An 18,316-nucleotide genomic window follows, 5' to 3' on the forward strand; every position below is an offset into this window, starting at 1 on the left:
GGCTAAGTTTACTATCAGTGGTTCAGTTTAATGAGTTGTTTAGGTTTTTTTTAATTTATAGTCATATCTAAATCCCTTTTTTATTGTATTAACCTAAGAGTTAATACAATAAAAATTTTCTTAAATATTACTCATAATCAGCAGCGTAGGTTTCTTCATATGTATGTGAGTAGAGTTCAAATAAATTACCAAAAGGGTCTTCTAAATAAACCATTTTAGCGGGTTTTGAATCATCTTCTGGGTGATAGCGCATTACGTCCATTCTTACTTTACCGCCATATTCTTCAGTTTTTTGCATTACAGTTTCAAAATCATCTGTTTGCAGACAAAAATGAAAAATACCCAGTCGCGAAAAATCAAGATCATGTCGTTGGGCACGTTCTTTCATTTCAAATAATTCAACACCGATTCCGTCTGTTGTTACTAAATGCGCAATGTTAAAACCTTTAAATCCTTCGCCAAAAACGGCAATGCACATTCGGCCAATTGCAGTTTCACGTTCTTCTTGTACTTTAGTATTGTTCATAACTATTTTAAGACCAAGCACTTGAGTATAAAACTCAACAGCTTTGTCCATTTCACCAACCATAATGCCTATGTGATTCATTTTCATAACTTGCTCCTAATACTTTTTTATCCATTTCTCATTTGATGAAGCAAGTGTATGGCGTTATCTTTATTATTTAAAATTATCAATTATAATCATAATAATAATTTTTTATTATGATGTTTGGCATGTTAAATCCTATTTGGTTAAAGACTTTTGTGATCTTAGTTGATACTGGGCATTTTACACAAACGGCAGAAAAGCTTTTTATGACTCAACCAGGTGTGAGTCAACATATTAGAAAGCTTGAAATTGAAAGTGGGTACTCACTTATAGCGCGAGATAAAAAAAGCTTTGAATTAACAGAGCAAGGGCGTTTAGTTTACCAATACGCATTAGATCTAGTAGAAAATGAACAAGCGTTATTAGCGCGGTTAGCTTTTGATAATCCGTTTTCTGGTTGTTGTACTTTAGCTTGTTCTGGTGCACTTGCCTTAATGCTTTATCCTAATTTATTGGACTTACAAGTTCTACACCCTAGGCTCGTTCTTAAGCTAAAAGCAGCCCCTAATCATCAGATATTAAATGAAATACAAACGGGAATAATAGATTTAGGTATTATCACTGATATGCCAAATCAGGGTTTATTTGATGTGACTGAAATCGGCTTGGAACAACTGTGTTTAGTGCTGCCGTCCAATATTGAAGCCAATAATAATAGTGATAATTTACTTACTCAACTTGGTCTTATTGATCATCCAGATGCAGAGCTTTATTTATCTCTTTATTTTGCACAAAGTCAGGAGTCAGTTCTTACACATTTAAACATTGAAGAAATACCTGTTAGTGGCTATGTCAATCAAATCAGCCAAATACTAGAGCCTGTAGCAAAAGGGTTAGGTTTTACTGTTTTGCCAAAAAGTGCCATAGATACTTTTCAAACACCAGAAAGGTTACAGATACTTTCTCTAAAGCAGCCCGTAATGCAAACCCTATATATGGTCAAAAAGAGAAATAGAGCACTACCTGCGCGCTTTGAAGTTGTGAAGTCGATATTGAAAAAGCATTTGGATGTAGTCAAAAGGTAATGAGATAAAGACTCTTTGCTCGAATATATAGATTTAACTTAAATTGGGTACAAAGTGGTTGTTTATAATTGTATCAAGTGTTAGTTTAATCCTATGAAAATACTTTGTTATATCTCACAAATTTGCTGGTGGCGCTCTTTTTAGAGCGGCACTTGAATCTATTTGTTCAACGGCTGCCGAAAGGTAACAGTTGAATATCATACTATTTCTTTCGGTCGCTTATTTTAAATTGAAGGAAATACACATGACTCATAAAATTTTAACAGGTGACAGACCTACAGGACCACTTCATTTAGGCCATTATGTTGGTTCGTTAAAAAATAGAATTGAATTACAAAACCAGTATTCACAAACAATCTTAATCGCTGATTTACAAGGCCTTACTGATAACGGTCATAACCCACAAAAAGTGTCGGGTAATATTTTAAATGTTTTGGCTGATTATCTTGCTGTTGGTATTTGTCCTACAAAAACTACTATTTGTTTGCAATCAGCTTTACCTGCATTATCTGAACTTGCCATGTTTTATGCAAACTTGGTATCTGTTTCACGTTTAGAAAGAAATCCAACCGTTAAAGCTGAAATTGCCAGTAAGCAATTTGGTAGCTCTATTCCTGCTGGTTTTTTTAGTTACCCAATTAGCCAAGCTGCCGATATTACAGCTTTTGATGCGACTTTAGTGCCTGTTGGCGACGACCAGTTACCTATGATAGAAATTACCAATGAAATAGTAAGAAAATTAAACAATATTGCACAGCAGCCTGTTTTAATTGAAGCGAAACCATTATTGAGTGATACACCTAGATTACCGGGTGTAGATGGTAAAGCTAAAATGTCTAAATCACTGGGTAATGTGATTACTTTTGGTAGTAGTGATGACATGATAGTAAAAGCTGTTCGTGCTATGTATACCGATCCAAATCACTTAAGAGTAGACGATCCTGGGCAAGTAGAAGGTAATGTTGTATTTACTTATTTAGATGCTTTTCATGAAGATAAAACCTATATCGCACAGCTCAAAAATCATTATGCATCTGGTGGGTTAGGGGACAGTAAATTAAAAGGTATTTTAAGTGATTGTTTAATTAATTTAATCACACCGATCAGAGCTAAGAGAGAGCGTTACTTGGCTGATAAAGCAGAACTCATTTCTATTCTTAAATCTGGCACTGAGCTGGCAAACCAACAAACACAGGCTGTTTCTCAGCGTGTTAAATCAGCTTTTGGATTAAGCTTATTTTGAAAGCAAGCTGCGCTTTTTAGTTTTAAAATAGCCATTATAAAATTTGCTTTTATAATGGCTTTCCTCACTCCCAAATTGAACCTTATTTATTTAAGGGTTCAGGCTGAAATATTTTCTGACCAATTTTATAGGTATTGAAGTTAGGAAAATCTCGTACAGACGCCTGTACTTTTGGATCTCCGGTTATCATACGTACTAAGTGATTGGTATCACTTATAAAGTAATAAGTAGCAGGTCCTTTGCCATTAGGACGTTGAAAAAACCATTCATCAACTTCATGACCTAGAATATTAGATGTACCAATATATTGTGCATTGCATGTTATTAATACATCTTGCGAGAGTATCAGTTCATGACAAGGATCTATTTCATCATTTAATACTGCTGCTTCAAATTCAGAAGTCTTTGTCATATCGTCCCGCGTATATGACACTTTAGATTTAAATGATTCATCAGTACAGGGGTACATGATTTCAGACATCCATAATCTGTGACCCGTTTTTTTCTCAGACCAAGGGTTAAATAAACCATCAATGCGACAAACATTTTTTTTATAATCGAACCAACAGTATCCTGAAGTAATATCATCGTCAGGCTGCATAGGAATCCAATATGAAATGTAACTGCTACTCCATTGTTCAGGTAGTAAAGGAGCGACTTTTGTTATTTTATTAAACTGCATTTACTTTTCTCCTCGTGCTAAAGCTTTTTCAAGTGCTTGTCCTAACGCTGGCGGTAGAGGAGGTAATTGATTTCTGCGCGTCGCAAAGCTTTGTGCTAGCTCAGGAGTTGATAAATGCATGCGGTCTTCTACGCTTTCAAACCATAATCGACTAGTACTTGCATGTTGATCAAACAATTGCATGACAGGCATCACATTTTGGTTAAAATCTTCTAACGCCGTGGCAATATTATCACTATGATCGTAAACTGATTTAACTAATATTTGTGCACCAACTACCGCCATAGTCGTACCATGGCCAATAGAAAAGTGACCTGATTGCAGTGCATCACCTAGTAAAACAATATTATCGCTATAGGCTTGTTCATGACTCAATGTCATGAAGTTACGCCATTTGAGCCCTTTTGGTGATATGACAGTTTGACCGTCTAACTCTTCTTTAAATACTGAAGCAATAAAGGCTTCGGCATCTTGAGTCGACATTTCATCAAGACCTGAATTTATATACGTTTCTTCACTACATTCAACAACAAAAGTACTCATATTACTGGAATATTTATAACAGTGAGCAACAAAAATACCTTTAGCTTTTGCTTTGAAAATTAAATTCATTTCATCAAACTTTTTAGTCGTCCCGTACCACATATAACGATTTTTACCGAATTCAACTTTAGGCTTTAATGCTTCTTTATAGTACGTTGATGTATGATTAATACCATTTGAAACAACAACTAAATCATATTTGTTACATTGTAGGTCAACGAGTTCTGATGCCGGTTTTTCATATTCAATCGAAATACCTAAACCAATACATAATTGACGAAGTTCATGCACCATAGATTTACGCTCGGCACCACATAAAGTGACGCCCGTTTTAGTTAAGGCTGAGTCATTATGATGTGTAAGCTTAAACTCTTCTATGTATTGCGCATCTAATGTTTCATGATTAGACAAATATGACAGCGGATTAGCAGGATGATGTGGTGCTCTTCCTGGCAAAACAACACCCCAGCCAACACTTTCATCTTGATTATTTTTTTCTATTATATTGATATTCCAATCTGGATTTAGTTTTTTGATTTGACTAGAAAACATAAGACCTGCTGGACCTGCACCGATCACAAGAATATTCATTAATTTAATCTCCCTATTTTGTACCAAACATTTTGTTTTTGTTGAAAGTGTCTAATTTTGCTGTATTTCATTGAAGTGAAATATAATTTCTCTGCCATATCTGGCGGGTAAAGTTTTGGAAGTTTTTGACCCATATAACGTAAATATCTGGCTCTTAAGAAGAAAATAGGGTTTGAACAACTTAATACTTCATAATTTGCTCTTGCCATGTCTTGCATCGCATCGGCTTCTACTTTTCGTAAGGTAGTAAAGTCAGGTAAAATTTTACTTAAATTAGCATCATATTTATCAAATAAGCATGATAAAACATGAGCGTCTTCAAGGGCCATATTCATGCCTTGACCTAAAAATGGCGCTGTTGCATGTGCTGAGTCGCCAATCAGTAAGGCTTTATCTTTATAGTGAAAAGTAGATGAGCGCACATTAATAAGATCATTACTCGGCTTAACCATAAATTGTTCTAGTAACTCTTGGCGAATATGTTTAGGTACCATAGAGTAATATCGATCAAAAAATTCTCGCATGGCGACTTTATTATCTGTATGTAGACTTACTTTTCCTTTAAAGGGTAGGCAAACCGCGAAGCTGATACTGCCATCAGGGATCGTTGCTGCCCTACCTGCAAATTGACCATGAGAGTCCATGCCAAAAAAGTGTAAAAGGTCAGGCCTTAAGCCGACTTTTTTAGCATCTGGAATAACTAAGGTTTTATACCCATGTTTAAAAAATGTTTGCTCAAATTCAAATCGTCGACAGTGAGTTTGCATGGCATCTCTTACACAAGAGCGTGCGCCATCCGCACCAATTAATAAGTCACCTGAGTGCTCAATAAAATTATCATTTAAATCTTTAGTTAACAGGTGACATTTATCTAAATTAACTTCAATGCAGCGCTGGTTGTAATGGTAATTAACGCCTGCTTTTTCTGCATATTTGTTGAGTAATAACTGAAAAGCACTGCGACTGAGTGATAGCGGTTTTAATTTATCTAATGGAGGGAGTTCTCTTATTTTATTTTTACCGGCAACAAATAAAGACATACCTGATACTTCTATACCACAGGCTTGAAGCTCTTTAAGTGGAATGCCAGCTTCTACAACTGCCTCTATGCCACGAACAGTCATACTCACACCAATTGCTCTGGAGCTAACTTGGTCTATGTAATCACTTTGATCGAGTAAAGGATTTCCTCGCTTTTCAATAACATGAATTTCGAGTCCTTTTCTCGCTAAAAATATTGCTGTAAGACTGCCAGCTAGACCGCCGCCAACAAGGATTATTTTTTTCATTATTAACCTTCCCTTGATAATTTATTTGTTGCGAGTTCTGTCATTTGTTTTTGATAAAACTCAAGTAATTCTATTTGTGTTTCTGGTGGGGTTACTTTTATATCTTTGGCTGTTTCCGCAAGTTCTTTACACGCTTGCGCTAATGCAAGGCAGCCTTTTTCGTAATTTGATGTCGCTTTAAATTGAATAGCTTGAGGCAGTGGTGGACCTGCATTACGGCCCGCTGTTCCAGACGGTAAAGTCATAATATGCACTGATAAAGGTCTTAAAATACCTGTCATTAAATCTATAGCGGCATTCATTAATCGTGATCGACGCATGCTTCCTTTTGAAGTTTGTGCAAAATGTTGCATCATCATTTTAAACATCAGTTCATGACAACCTTGATAAAGCGTCATTAAAGCTCTGGCATTCGGGTTTGTAACAACATTGCATCCTGCTCGCTGACTTATCACAGGGTTTTTTAAAACGGGGTAAGCAGGTTCAAAAGGGATATCGCTAAGAGTGAGGTTTTTAGATATAGATCTTAAGCGATTAAAATGGCTATGTTCAAATTGTGGAGAATCAGCACTAGCGCCTTCACCTTGCTCGGTAACAAAGTCGATCGCAAATAATGCAGTCTCTTTATCATAAACTTCAAACTGATAATTAGGATAAGCACGGTTTATTATTTCGTTTAAAAATAAGTGATGTTCACCACCTTGCTTATTCATGTCTTGAGTATATAAGTCAGGTATTTCGGTGATAGCAATACGAATTTCGTTATAAAAATCGGCTATCGACTTACCAACAGAAGGAAAGAAATGAGGCCATTCAAAGCGGACAAACTTAGCAATAATATGCTCTGAAAAAGGCTCAAAAGAAAATTCAGTATCTAAGCCAAACTTCTCTTTGGCGGCTTGTGCAAAAACAGGTTCGCCAGGGTAGAAAGACTCACCTAGAGACATCAAGATATTATTGATGACCAAATAATGTATCATTTCTTCATGGGCGATCTCTAAAATAGCACCTCGCCAACCACTGTTTTTTCGCCTTTCCTTTGAACCGTTAACTAACTCTAACTGAGCTTGTGTCCAACGTTTTGATTTTACGTATTGCTCTCCAGCAGCATAGGTAGGTAACGAATAGGCGCTATAAAGGTATTGCAACATAATCGATAACTCTAAATCTACCGCATCACGTAGCTTAGTTATTAACTGTTCTTTATTTTTAATACTACCTTGTGCATAAAACTGGGGCTCTAATGGCGGTAGCTCTTTAGGCATTGCTGATTGCTCAACATTACTTAAATATTTCAGAAATAAATGTGACTTAACCGAGGACATTTCTCTAGTACTAGGCATGTAATAACTTTTGTCGCGGTTTTTAGGATCACACATTTGCCACATTAAACGGGCATAAGTCTCACATTTACACTTATCGGCCATACTGAATACTTTGTCAGCCATAAAAGGATAAAGTAGTTCGTAATAGCCCATTACATTATGGTAAAGGAAATCATAATCTACATTTTCATCTGCGACATCGAGTAAAGCCCAATCATCACTGAGTATGCGAACTTGTACTGGGCTATGGTGCTCACCTAAGAACAATTCACCGCTACCAGGCGCTAAGCTTTCAATATTGAGTTGACCTCTACCACTTTTATCAGTTTCGATATAAACATCACACCGTAAATTTTTAGGCGTTGTTATATTAGGAATTAATTTATTAATAGGGTGGGGTTTACCTCTGAAATAACTAAATACATCGATAGCTTGTGTACTTTTATAATCAGATTTAGGATTTGCCGATTCAATTGCGATGATGTGCTGTTCAGCTTGTATGTGCCAATCAGTTTCATGCCAGTTGTGCTGATTTGACTGTAAACTGAGTGATTGCGTTTCTAGTTGCACATCATTAACGAGTAAAGGCACATCAAATACACCAGTACTGTTATTGCCTTGTTGGTATACTGATTCAGGTAAAACAGCGAGCGTTTTTCCTGAATCTGATTTTAATATTAAATCACCAAGAGCGGCTTTATGGGTTAGTTTTGGCGGCATACCACTTTGAACTGGCAACGCCTCAGCATAACTTTGATATGGAATGCTAATGGGCATATTAAAACTGACCCAATTACCCTTTATTTTTACCGCTATTGGTGAAAATTGAGAGGCATCATCTGGTTGTAGGATCCTGCCAGTAGGGCTGGTTGCCATATCTTGTTTACGCCACACACTGATAGTGCCCTGTAAATCACAAAATACGGGGGTATCTGGTTGGCTGGGGGGAGATAAATTAGAAATACAGTACTGAACTGTTAAGCCTAGTACCTCAGGATCTTCAAGTGTAATCTTTAACTGCTCTAAGAATGCTGAATCAATATTAAGCTGATTAAATATAAAGTTTTCATTGTCTTTACTCACTGAAAATTGAAATAACCTTGCTTCAGCCATTTCGTCTTGCATGAAATGTTTTGGCTTATTAACAATGTACCCTGGGTTTAGCCAGCGCACACCGTGAGTGCAATCTATATCTGAAGATAATATATGCGCGGTATTCGCACTCGCATCTCCATCACTAATCGTTAATTGCCCAGCATATATTAATGCCGAATCTCGCCGAGTTGGATCGTTATCAACCCACCGAGCACGATTAAAAGATGTCCTTAAATACTCATTATAATGACCCCATAATGTCAATTTACTACCTACCAGTGGATCATCTGTTTGGTAACAGCCATGTTTTAATTGAACCGACGTGACAAAAGTATTCTCCCAAGAAAAATGGTTATTACCTATCATGTTATAACCAGTTACATGATTAAATTGTCCTGCTTTATCTTCTTGACCTTGTGCATTGAATTTAGGTTCAAAAGATTTTAAATATTCATGACATTTACTTGGATGTTGTTTTAAATCAAAAGCTGCACCATTTTGTAAAACAGTATTTGTTGCTATATCGAGTGTATTATTGATATTTCTGTTTGCTGTTGGCACGTTAACACGCGCCACACCTTTAAAATGAACTCGTGGAAAATCGAGAATACTCATTTTATGTAATTTCCTATTTTTATCATTTTCTTTAACTTTTATTCATGATTATCGGTCATGCTTTCTTCTTCAGCTTCAATCCGTTTTAGAAGTTTTAAGGCCGCACTTTTACCAGCCATAATGCCTCCTTCCATCCAGCCACAGTGGGGTGTATAAGCATCAGAAGCGGAAATTATTTTACTTTTTTTGTGTACAAAACTCAGAGGGTGGGTTGGACTACACTCTTTGGAAAATTCAACACCATGTATCCAATATTTATGAGTCTGTTCAATTGGATCTGGAATTTGATCTATGTGGCACTGAATTGCTTCAGCCATTAATTCTTTTACTGTTTTTAAGTAATGCTCTTCGCCATGTTGACTGGTTTCTTGCCAGAAATTAGCGTATTCACTATCAGTGTAAAAAAAGATGTATCTATTATCTTTAAAGTACAGCTTTCGTATTGGGTTATTGGTGATGATGACATGATCAGTTAATGATAATTCTTGCCACCATGGTGTATCGTAGAAAAGAAAACCTTTGAAGAGAGGAATAGAACCATAAGTATAATGGGTCCAATCTTGCGGAAAGTTACAATTGAGCCTGCTCATTGCTGTTGGTGGCAATGTGACGATCATATCCCCTTGGGTTACTCTAATGATCTCATCATTACTATTTTTTAAAGTTAAAGCCGGTTTTTTTGTATGGGTATCAATTGTAATAAGCTCATAATCAAAATGAAACTCAACACCTAATTCAACTGCTTTTTTATATAAGATTTGAGGTAAAGTGCAAAATCCGGCCTTAAGGTTTCGCCATGTATATCCCGCGTTATCAGAGAACCCTTGGATCTCAGGGTGCTTTTCAATAATATCGTAAGCAATATTGGGGGTGATAAATGGCAAGGATAAAGAATCATATCCAAGCGCATTAATAATATCTTTACTTTGTTCTTCACCTAAATAAGAGGTTAAAAAATCCAAAAAGGATTCATCTTTGTGTTCAGCACACAAAGGCTTTAATTTGTTTAAAATCTCCTTTAATTCACTATGAAGCTCTTGTGGTCGTGTTAATTGTGTAAAAGGAAAACTTTCATGTTCAATATTAAAATGTGCTATCAATTCATTAATATTTTTATGAAGTTGTGGTGAAAATCGACCTGCCCCAAGATCAATAAACTGTTCTTGAACTTTAATTGCATGCGCTCTGCCGCCGACACGTTTTTTATGTTCAAAAACTTTAATTACTTTTTTGCTACCTAAATGGAAATTAGCGAGCGTAAGCGCGCACATAATCCCTGAAACTCCAGCCCCTACAATGGATATAGTATTTTCTTGATTCGACATATGTCATGTTCCCTGAAAAATTTTAAATGGCTTGTTGTTTACCCCTGTAAAATACAAGACCCCAAAAGAGGTACTCGTGTAAACGAATGTAAATTAACACATGTTCCTATAATAGGGAATAGAGAGGTGTAATTAGTACTATTTTTGTATCTTTATATAAAAGAGATTATTGAGTATTAAAACTAAGGTACTTTTTTGACTATATAAATAAGTTTATTAGCCTGAACTTTAAAGTTATTTAAATATATCTATCCTGAATTAATATTAATGTTACATCGGATTTTAAATATTTATTGCATTGTTTTTTATTGTGTTTTTTATTGTGCTTTTTATTGTTATGAGTTGATATTGCGGCGTTTAACAATGAAGGTTGTATAAGAAGTGAAGGTGTTATTTCATTAAAAGATCTCGATTGCCTTAAACAAAAGACAATCGAGAAAAGGAGTATTTTTATAAATGTGGGAATATGAATCTTTTATGACGATCTAGTATTTCGTTACTTTTGTTAGTTTATTTAAATGAAATAAAGAAAAAGAAACTGCAAATAGCCCTCCTGCTAAATCGGCGATAGGAAATGCAAACCAAACGCCTTGTTCGCCAATCAGACTTGGTAAAAAGTACATCAATGGTAAAAGTAATACATAGGTTCTAGCTGCATCTAATAATGTTGCCGGTAAAGCTCGACCTAAACCTTGAAATAGTCCACTAGACATCATACAAAAACTCGCTGTAATGAATCCAGCAAAACAAATTGGTGCTAGCTCACTACCAAGTTCAATAACCTCTATATCACCTGTAAACATGGTAAGTAACCAGTCTGAATTGAAGCATAAGATGAATGTTACAATTGCGCCCCAAATAGTACTCGTTGCAATAGCGACTAAGTAAGCCTGTTTTACCCTATGGTATTTACCTGCGCCATAGTTATATCCAGATAAGGTTTGCAGGGCAACCATCATGCCTATTATTGGTAAAAACAAGAACATAAAGCACCTTATTAATATGCCATGTGCAGCGATTAACGGCTCTGATACACCTATAAATACAGTTGAAATAGAATAAACGGTTACTGCAAGCGTCACTGAAAAACCACCGTGGGATAATAATACAGGCAATCCTAAACCTAATATTTTTAGGTGAAACTTTATTGGGCTAATAAGCTTACTCCAGCTAAATCTTACCGCGCTTTCCCCTTTTTTCTGTAATTGCATAGCCATTAATAAACCTAGAGTAATTGCAATTATCGTTGCCCAAGCAGCACCAGCTATACCCCATTCAAATATAAATATAAACAAAGCATCTAAAATGATGTTGAGAATTGAAGCTGTTGATAGTACCTGCATCATCGCTTTTGGATTTCCTGAAGCGCGAAATCCCTCGGTTATTTGGTTGCTAATGAAACCAATCACCCAAAATATAATGATAGGGGTAATGTAGCTATTAGCTTCAAAGCGTAATGCAACAGGAACTGCCAATAATTCATAAATAGCATCTCGCGTTATATAAATTAATAGGCAAAAAATAAGCGCGCTTATGACAGCCAATAAAAATGAAGTTGAAAAAACAGTATCAGCATCTTGCTGTCTTTTTGCACCTAAATAACGCGCAACAACAGAGGCCATTCCACTACCTATCATAGTGCTAATTGAGATTAAAAACATTTGAATTGGAAATACAGCAGAAACAGCTCCCATGGCATTAGCTCCAATCCCTTGAGAAATAAATAAAGCATCTACAAAACTATACATACCATTGATTAGCATTCCCAAAATAGCTGGAATAGCTAGAAAACTGAATTGTTTAAAAACAGTGTCTGTTAATAAAGGAGACTGCAATTGTTCTGGCTGATCTTCAAGCTCTAAGGTGTTAGTGGTCATTCTGTACCTAAAATGGTTAATTCAATGTGCGCTAGTTTACTAATAAATGGTTATGGTTTTGTATCACCCTTTTTTATGAGGTTTTATATTTGTTGCTTTCACTACATAAAAATAAACATGCAAAAATGTTTGTTAAACTTGAGCGGGAGACTGATAAAAACTTAAGAATTGGGTATCTATTAATTTTTACATCTTTAATTTAGTGTAAATATTTCCAACCACCGCATTTTTTATTCTACTTTGGACTCTTGTTTACATTTATTTACAAAGCATGGTGAGGGATATATGTTCTTTTCATGTTTTTTTTGTAAACAAGTTGTTTTATTAATCATTTATTTACTTGTTCTCATTATTTTTTATTACTTTTAAGTAATTTTTAGAGATACCTTATTCTTTTTTTATACAGTAAACCTGTTATTTGAAATAAATACCTACCTTTTAAAATTATTCATCGCACTACATTTATTTAACACTCGTAATTGTTTTTTATAGGCTTATATTTTTATGTTTAATCTGTAAAAGTGATTTTTTATATAATATACCGTGAATTTTAATGATGTTTAATCGATTTTATATTCATATAGCTGCAAGGATATGAAGTGTATTAAAGGCCTATTTTCAAAAGTGTAATCGGGATATTGTTTTATTTATGGTCTTTTTTTGTATTGTAAATAGTCTGTAATAAATATGGTTGCAGTCTTCTTGTGCCCAAATTTGTATTGTGTAATTTTTTGTTACAAAATCCTCAGCCTTAGAAATTGGAGGTGAATTAATTTCCAATAATTGAAGTAACTTCATATGGAAAGCTTGCAGTAACTAAAGTAAAAGCGAGCTTATAAAATGTGAATCTAAAATTAAAAACGAATTATTTAACCAGAAAAGTAATTGATTAGGTTATGAATGTTCAACCTGTTTTTATACTGAGCCACTAACGAAATGTAATTTTTACCAAGTTGATTTCTAAATTGTTTTTTATGGGATTGGAGTTAGAAAGTGAATAAGGTCTATATGGCTAGTTATTCAGTTAAAGCACTAGGTTTAAAAGTTTTTAACTTAAGCCAGGAATGTTTTTTGGATAATAATATTAAGGTTGTCATGTCATCGCAGTATCAACCTAGCTGTATGATTAACGTATTTAAAAGTGGCAGTTTAATTGCCAAAACCGAAGTAGAGCTGGATGCGATTACTTTTAGTTATATTAATGAAGTTAGTGAATTAAATCTTAATAAATATATTTCAAAATTAGAATTAATTGATAGTAATTTTTTATTAACTATCAATCAAAACTGTTCATGTATTAATAAACAAACCTCTAGAAAAATAACAAATATAGAGCCGATAGGCTTTATTCAAAGTTATATATGAATGGGTGCTTCATGGATAAGATAAAAGTAAAACTCAAAGATGACTCAAGTTTTGAACTTACAAATATGCAATCTGAATTTATTTATAGTTTGTTATTTAAAGAAGTAAAAAATAAATATGGTACAGAACGATGTGAACAAATAGTAGAAGCATTTAATAATGATAGATTTTCAATTTTAAAGTGCTTTATTTCATTATTAGCTTAAGGGGAATTAAGTGGACAAATTAATAACGCAGTTAGCTCAAGTAAATAGTGCTGCAGATAAATACATCGCACAACATGCAACTCATGGTCGTTTTGTGGGCACTAAAGAGCAAATAATGAATCAATTAATAAGTTTGATGAAGGTAAACGCTATTAATAGCAACCAACGAAATACAAGTAATTTTGATGATATTTATGAATTAATTAGTGAATAAATTAACTTTTACTGTGTAGATTTCCCGTCCAAACCTCTGTAAAGAGGTTTTTTATTTACAAGGAGTTGTTATGAAAATATTGATTGTTGGTGCTGGAATAGCTGGTTTGACTATGTATAGAAAGCTATTAAATACAGATCATATAGTGGACTTGGTGGAAAGTAGAGAATCAGTAAAAAATGAAGGGGCAGGGATATGTTTACCTGCCAATGCTATACAGGCACTTGATAAATTAGGTTTGAAATCAGCCATAGTTAATCATGCTTATAAAGTGACACAAATTCGTTATGAAACATCACAGCGTAAGCTTTTAAGTAAATCAAGTTTATTACAGCCTCCTTTTGATTGTGAATCTTTTTTTGCGCTGCCTAAAGTGACGCTTAGCAAAGTTTTAATGTCAGGCATTGAAAGAAAAATTCAGTTTAATACCAGCGTAGAGAAAATAATATCAGCTTATGAATTAGCGCATGTGACTTTTAGTGATGGTTCACAAAAAGTATATGACTTAGTTATAGGTGCAGATGGCATTAATTCTTCTGTTAGGAATATGGTTTTTAATCAAACGGATTTACTCGATTTAGGCGTGAGTAATTGGCGGTTTTGTATTGATGCCAAAGATCATACTGAAGTACCCAGTTATTTGGTGGGTAAGTCAGATGCATTTATGTTTTATCCCATCGCAGATAATAAAATTTATTGTTATGGGCAAATATCCGATTCAGAAAATAAATATAAGAATATTGATAGTAAATCAGCACTTAAAGATGTGTTTTTAAATTATCACCCAAGTGTGATTAATGCGATAAATGATGCCGAAAAGATCATCTTTGGACGTTTAAAGTCAGTTAAATCTAGAGAGATTTATAAAAATAATGTCGTTTTGATCGGTGACGCTATGCATGGTTGCCCTCCATCTTTACAACAAGGAGTCGCGCTCGCATTAGAAGATGTCATTATTTTAGGCGATTTAATAGAAAAAGAAAAACAGCTGTTTGATGTGCTCAATAAATTTAAAGCACGCCGAATAGAGCGCATTAGCTGGGTCATCGATACATCAAATAAAATCATTCGTTTAGCAGAAATGGGTAAGTCTGTATCTGGCCGATTTATCCGAAATATGATTATCAAACTTACCGGCCCACAGAATGTGATTGGCTGGCGTAAGCTACTTAAAAATAAAGTTATTTAATATGTACTTAGGAGTTTAGGGTGGAGTTAACCCAAATATTATCAAAATATAAAGGCCGCACACTTAAAGAAGAAGAGCTAAGTCATTATGTTAATTGGGCTATGGATTATTTTCATGATGAAAATCACGTAACAGATCCTTATCTTACAATGACGCTTAATTTAGATTTAACTCAAGCGAGAAGTGTATATGAAAATAGTTATAAAGCTGTTGAGGGCGCTTCATTTCAAGCTTATTTAGTATGGAATCTCTCTAGAGCTTTACAGAAAGAGTGGACTTTTAGTACGCGAAATATTGATGGCACTTGGTACTTATTTACTAACCTACCTATTTTTACACCTATCGCAGTTGGTGGTGATTTACGTTTTAAAGATGTCATTATTGAAAATTCAACAGAGCTTTCTTGGCAAGAGTTTGCTCAGGCATATAGAAATGAAATAAATAATGAAAATGCGCAGTTAGAAATTTTGCCTCAAAAAGTGTGGGCTTTATGTCCATTCATTGGCAACTTACCTAATATGAACTTTACATCTTTTCAAGTGCATCGAAATAGACTTAAAACTGGGCGCCCTTTATTTTATTTTGGAAAAAGAGTGCAAACAGCTGATTCATTATTTGTTCCTTTGAGTATTAGTATTGACCACGCAAATGCTGATCCTTTTGTTTTAGATAGATTAATATCTAGTTTTCAAAGTTACCTTTGTAATAATATCCATTAAATACAGTTCCCCTCCCTAGGGTGCTGTAAACTATTAGCAGCACTCTATTTTTATTATGTTTTTGGTTATTTATGAATAATGTTGTATCAATTGCTTTATTGACCGTTTTTGTCTCTTTCACTTCATACATATTTGATTTTACTTGGTTAGAACTAGGTGCGAATTTAAGTGATTTTAGTTGGGTTATTAACTTAACATCAGGCAGTGGTTCGCTAATGGTGATTGCCTGTTTGGCTTTAGTATTAACGGGTTTATATACCCAAAATAAAAAACATTATTTTAAAACTTTAGCTAGATTCCTCTGTTTTATTTTAATACTGATTGTTTGTGTATTGAGCTTAAAAAGTTCAGTTGAGGTGAAGCGCCCTTTTCAGGTTTTATTATCAGAGCAAAGTATGAGTTGCAGTAAAGTGGAAGCTGTTAAATGCGTTAAGCCAATTAATATAGCAAATTGGCAAAAATCACACTGGGAGAATGAATCACGATTTTCATTGCCATCAGGTCATGCCGCATTCACTTTTTTTATCACCACTTTCTTTAGCTTATTACTTTATAAGAACGGATATAAAATATTAACTCTTGGTTTATTTTCATGGGCTGTATTGGTTTCTTATTCTAGATTATTAATAGGAATGCATTGGCCGCTAGATATATTAATAGGTGCTGTTATGGGGATTGTTTTTGGTTATTTAAGTTTCATACCAAGTAACTTTAAATTAAGACCTTAAATTGATGACATTAAAAATTGGATAGGCTGCATTTATGCAGTTTTTTGTATTGGCTCTTTTTATTACGATTTCAAGCATAACCTACAGTTTATTACTTACCCGTACTTACACGCACTTACAAACGCTTACCCTAAATACAGCTTAATTATGGATAATTAAGGCCTATTAAAAACAAACATTATTACCTGAGCATATTTGAAATTTTTTCATTCATGTCAAATGTAATAGGCGCTGATTCTTTCTTGATGGATACAAAAATGAAAAAAAAACTATTAGTAACTTCCTTTATTGTTTGTTTAACAGCATGTAATGATAAAAAAGATGAGAGCACTACAGCGATTACGCCAACTAACCCAGGGCCTACAGAGTTAGCGACTGAGTTAGATGAAACACTGCTAAAACAAATTAAAAAAACCATGGATTTGGTTGAAGCAGATAAGTTATGGCAAGGATATGACTATAAATCAGTACCACAATATTTTATTCGTAGAGAAAACAATAACCCAGTTACTGCATTTGTAATTAACCCACAATCTAATATCGAGCATGCAATAAAACTTGGTGATAATGAATCACATGGACTAAATGTAGTACAACTAGAAGAAAGCATGATTAACGCAGTTGATAAACTAAAGGCCGGTAACGATTTATATGATTATGATTTTAAGATCGATGGCAAAGAATATTACATTCAAGCTTACACTAAAAATAGTGTCGACATTAAAAACCCGATGATTACGAGTGCATTTTCTTTGGCTGTGCATGAAGTTTTTCATGCATACCAAGGCAAAAACTTTAAAAGTCCAACTCATTACGAACAGTTAGCTTTTGATAAATTCGATACTTACCCTCTTACTGATGAATTAGTATCGTTACAGCTTATGTTAATGGAGTTATTAAAAGGCTTTCCTGAAGAGAGCATCACTCAACCCGCAGCTAAAGAGGCGCTTAAAAAGTATTATGTAATAATTAACGAAATGCTAAAACTTGATCCTACAGCTCATAGTGGTTATAAAACTGGATTGATATATAAGCATGGTTTAGGACAAGAGCTTTTTGAAGGAAGTGCATTATATATTGACCAAATGGTAAGCCGAAAGGTATTAGCGATAACTAGTGAAAATAAATTTATTTATAGCGCGCCTTTTAAGATGGATCAAGCCATTGACGGTTATGTACCTTTGACGACAAAGAAAGATGTAATAGATTATTTTGCATTTAACGTTTTTTATTATACTGGCTCAAGTGCGATATGGCTGTTGCAGCGAGCAGGATATGATATAAAAAATTTAGAACAAGGTATTTATCCGTTTGATGCAGCTAAGGGATACTTAGCATTATCTGAAGTAGAAGAAATAAACTTACTTTCAGAATTAAAATTAGATGCTAGATGGCCAAAAGCCATGGTCGCTGCGAAGCGCTATAATGCTATAGATTAGTTCGAATTTATAAAGATCTATTTTGTTTTTGGAGATGACCTTTAAGATACATTTTACTTAAAGGTCATCTATTTAAAAATAAGCTCCAATTGATAATAAATACGTGTTTCAAGCGCTATTTTTAAAGGAATTGCGCCTTTTTTGCGTATTCAGCGACTTGTGGGGTTTATTGGTAATGTTTTTATATATATTGAATTTGGTCTCGATAGTTTATCTATATACTCTTGTTATAGACA

At 34.3% G+C, this 18,316-nt stretch carries 16 protein-coding genes; 9 read left to right on the plus strand and 7 right to left on the minus strand.

Translation table 11 applies throughout. The annotated features are described in order from the left end of the window. Nucleotides 1-127: 127 nt before the first annotated feature. Complete coding sequence (locus KO527_RS19905; protein WP_042149054.1) at nucleotides 128-613, minus strand: VOC family protein; 486 nt, start codon at nucleotides 611-613, stop codon at nucleotides 128-130. Nucleotides 614-735: 122 nt separating this feature from the next. Between KO527_RS19905 and KO527_RS19910 the strand changes: the two genes are divergently transcribed. Both KO527_RS19910 and trpS read left to right on the plus strand, forming a co-directional pair. After that, nucleotides 736-1,635, plus strand: a complete 900-nt coding sequence (locus KO527_RS19910; RefSeq protein WP_216042008.1) for a LysR family transcriptional regulator — start codon at nucleotides 736-738, stop codon at nucleotides 1,633-1,635. A gap of 244 nt (nucleotides 1,636-1,879) precedes the next feature. Further along, nucleotides 1,880-2,878: a tryptophan--tRNA ligase gene (gene trpS, locus KO527_RS19915; protein ID WP_216042009.1), complete on the plus strand. Its 999-nt coding sequence runs from the start codon at nucleotides 1,880-1,882 to the stop codon at nucleotides 2,876-2,878. A gap of 82 nt (nucleotides 2,879-2,960) precedes the next feature. Here the strand turns inward: trpS and vioE are convergent, their stop codons facing one another. From vioE to KO527_RS19945, 6 genes are all read right to left on the minus strand, one after another. Continuing rightward, nucleotides 2,961-3,560, minus strand: a complete 600-nt coding sequence (gene vioE / locus KO527_RS19920) for a violacein biosynthesis enzyme VioE (protein WP_216042010.1) — start codon at nucleotides 3,558-3,560, stop codon at nucleotides 2,961-2,963. Further along, nucleotides 3,561-4,694 (minus strand): tryptophan hydroxylase, encoded by a 1,134-nt coding sequence (locus KO527_RS19925; protein WP_216042011.1) that lies wholly within the window; start codon nucleotides 4,692-4,694, stop codon nucleotides 3,561-3,563. It lies immediately after the preceding gene. Next, nucleotides 4,694-5,983 carry an NAD(P)/FAD-dependent oxidoreductase gene (locus KO527_RS19930; RefSeq protein ID WP_216042012.1) on the minus strand — a complete coding sequence of 430 codons (1,290 nt, stop codon included), beginning with the start codon at nucleotides 5,981-5,983 and terminating at the stop codon, nucleotides 4,694-4,696. Before KO527_RS19930 ends, KO527_RS19925 begins: the two co-directional genes overlap by 1 nt. Nucleotides 5,984-5,985: 2 nt before the next feature. Beyond that, nucleotides 5,986-9,018, minus strand: coding sequence for an iminophenyl-pyruvate dimer synthase VioB (vioB, locus tag KO527_RS19935; RefSeq protein ID WP_216042013.1), 3,033 nt, complete (start codon nucleotides 9,016-9,018; stop codon nucleotides 5,986-5,988). Nucleotides 9,019-9,056: 38 nt separating this feature from the next. Continuing rightward, nucleotides 9,057-10,343, minus strand: coding sequence for an FAD-dependent oxidoreductase (locus KO527_RS19940; protein WP_216042014.1), 1,287 nt, complete (start codon nucleotides 10,341-10,343; stop codon nucleotides 9,057-9,059). 485 nt (nucleotides 10,344-10,828) lie between these two features. Next, complete coding sequence (locus tag KO527_RS19945; RefSeq protein ID WP_216042015.1) at nucleotides 10,829-12,220, minus strand: MATE family efflux transporter; 1,392 nt, start codon at nucleotides 12,218-12,220, stop codon at nucleotides 10,829-10,831. A gap of 1,071 nt (nucleotides 12,221-13,291) precedes the next feature. Between KO527_RS19945 and KO527_RS19950 the strand changes: the two genes are divergently transcribed. The 7 genes from KO527_RS19950 (at nucleotide 13,292) to KO527_RS19980 (ending at nucleotide 18,080) form a co-directional block, all read left to right on the plus strand. Then, nucleotides 13,292-13,585 (plus strand): hypothetical protein, encoded by a 294-nt coding sequence (locus KO527_RS19950; protein WP_216042016.1) that lies wholly within the window; start codon nucleotides 13,292-13,294, stop codon nucleotides 13,583-13,585. An 11-nt stretch (nucleotides 13,586-13,596) separates the two neighbouring features. After that, nucleotides 13,597-13,791 carry a hypothetical protein gene (locus tag KO527_RS19955; protein WP_216042017.1) on the plus strand — a complete coding sequence of 65 codons (195 nt, stop codon included), beginning with the start codon at nucleotides 13,597-13,599 and terminating at the stop codon, nucleotides 13,789-13,791. Nucleotides 13,792-13,801: 10 nt separating this feature from the next. Next, nucleotides 13,802-14,005 (plus strand): hypothetical protein, encoded by a 204-nt coding sequence (locus tag KO527_RS19960; protein WP_216042018.1) that lies wholly within the window; start codon nucleotides 13,802-13,804, stop codon nucleotides 14,003-14,005. A 70-nt stretch (nucleotides 14,006-14,075) separates the two neighbouring features. Beyond that, entirely contained in the window at nucleotides 14,076-15,194 is a 1,119-nt protein-coding gene (locus KO527_RS19965) for an FAD-dependent monooxygenase (RefSeq protein ID WP_216042019.1), read from the plus strand. 20 nt (nucleotides 15,195-15,214) lie between these two features. Next, nucleotides 15,215-15,913, plus strand: coding sequence for a CatA-like O-acetyltransferase (locus tag KO527_RS19970; protein WP_216042020.1), 699 nt, complete (start codon nucleotides 15,215-15,217; stop codon nucleotides 15,911-15,913). Between the two features lie 71 nt (nucleotides 15,914-15,984). After that, the gene (locus tag KO527_RS19975) at nucleotides 15,985-16,641 is read left to right on the plus strand and encodes a phosphatase PAP2 family protein (protein WP_216042021.1); all 657 of its coding nucleotides are present in this window, start codon (nucleotides 15,985-15,987) and stop codon (nucleotides 16,639-16,641) included. Between the two features lie 257 nt (nucleotides 16,642-16,898). Next, a complete protein-coding gene (locus KO527_RS19980; RefSeq protein WP_216042022.1) occupies nucleotides 16,899-18,080 on the plus strand; it encodes a hypothetical protein in 1,182 nt (393 codons plus the stop codon). Nucleotides 18,081-18,316: the final 236 nt, after the last annotated feature.

The sequence above is a fragment of the Pseudoalteromonas sp. C2R02 genome (assembly GCF_018860845.1).
Taxonomy (GTDB): domain Bacteria; phylum Pseudomonadota; class Gammaproteobacteria; order Enterobacterales; family Alteromonadaceae; genus Pseudoalteromonas.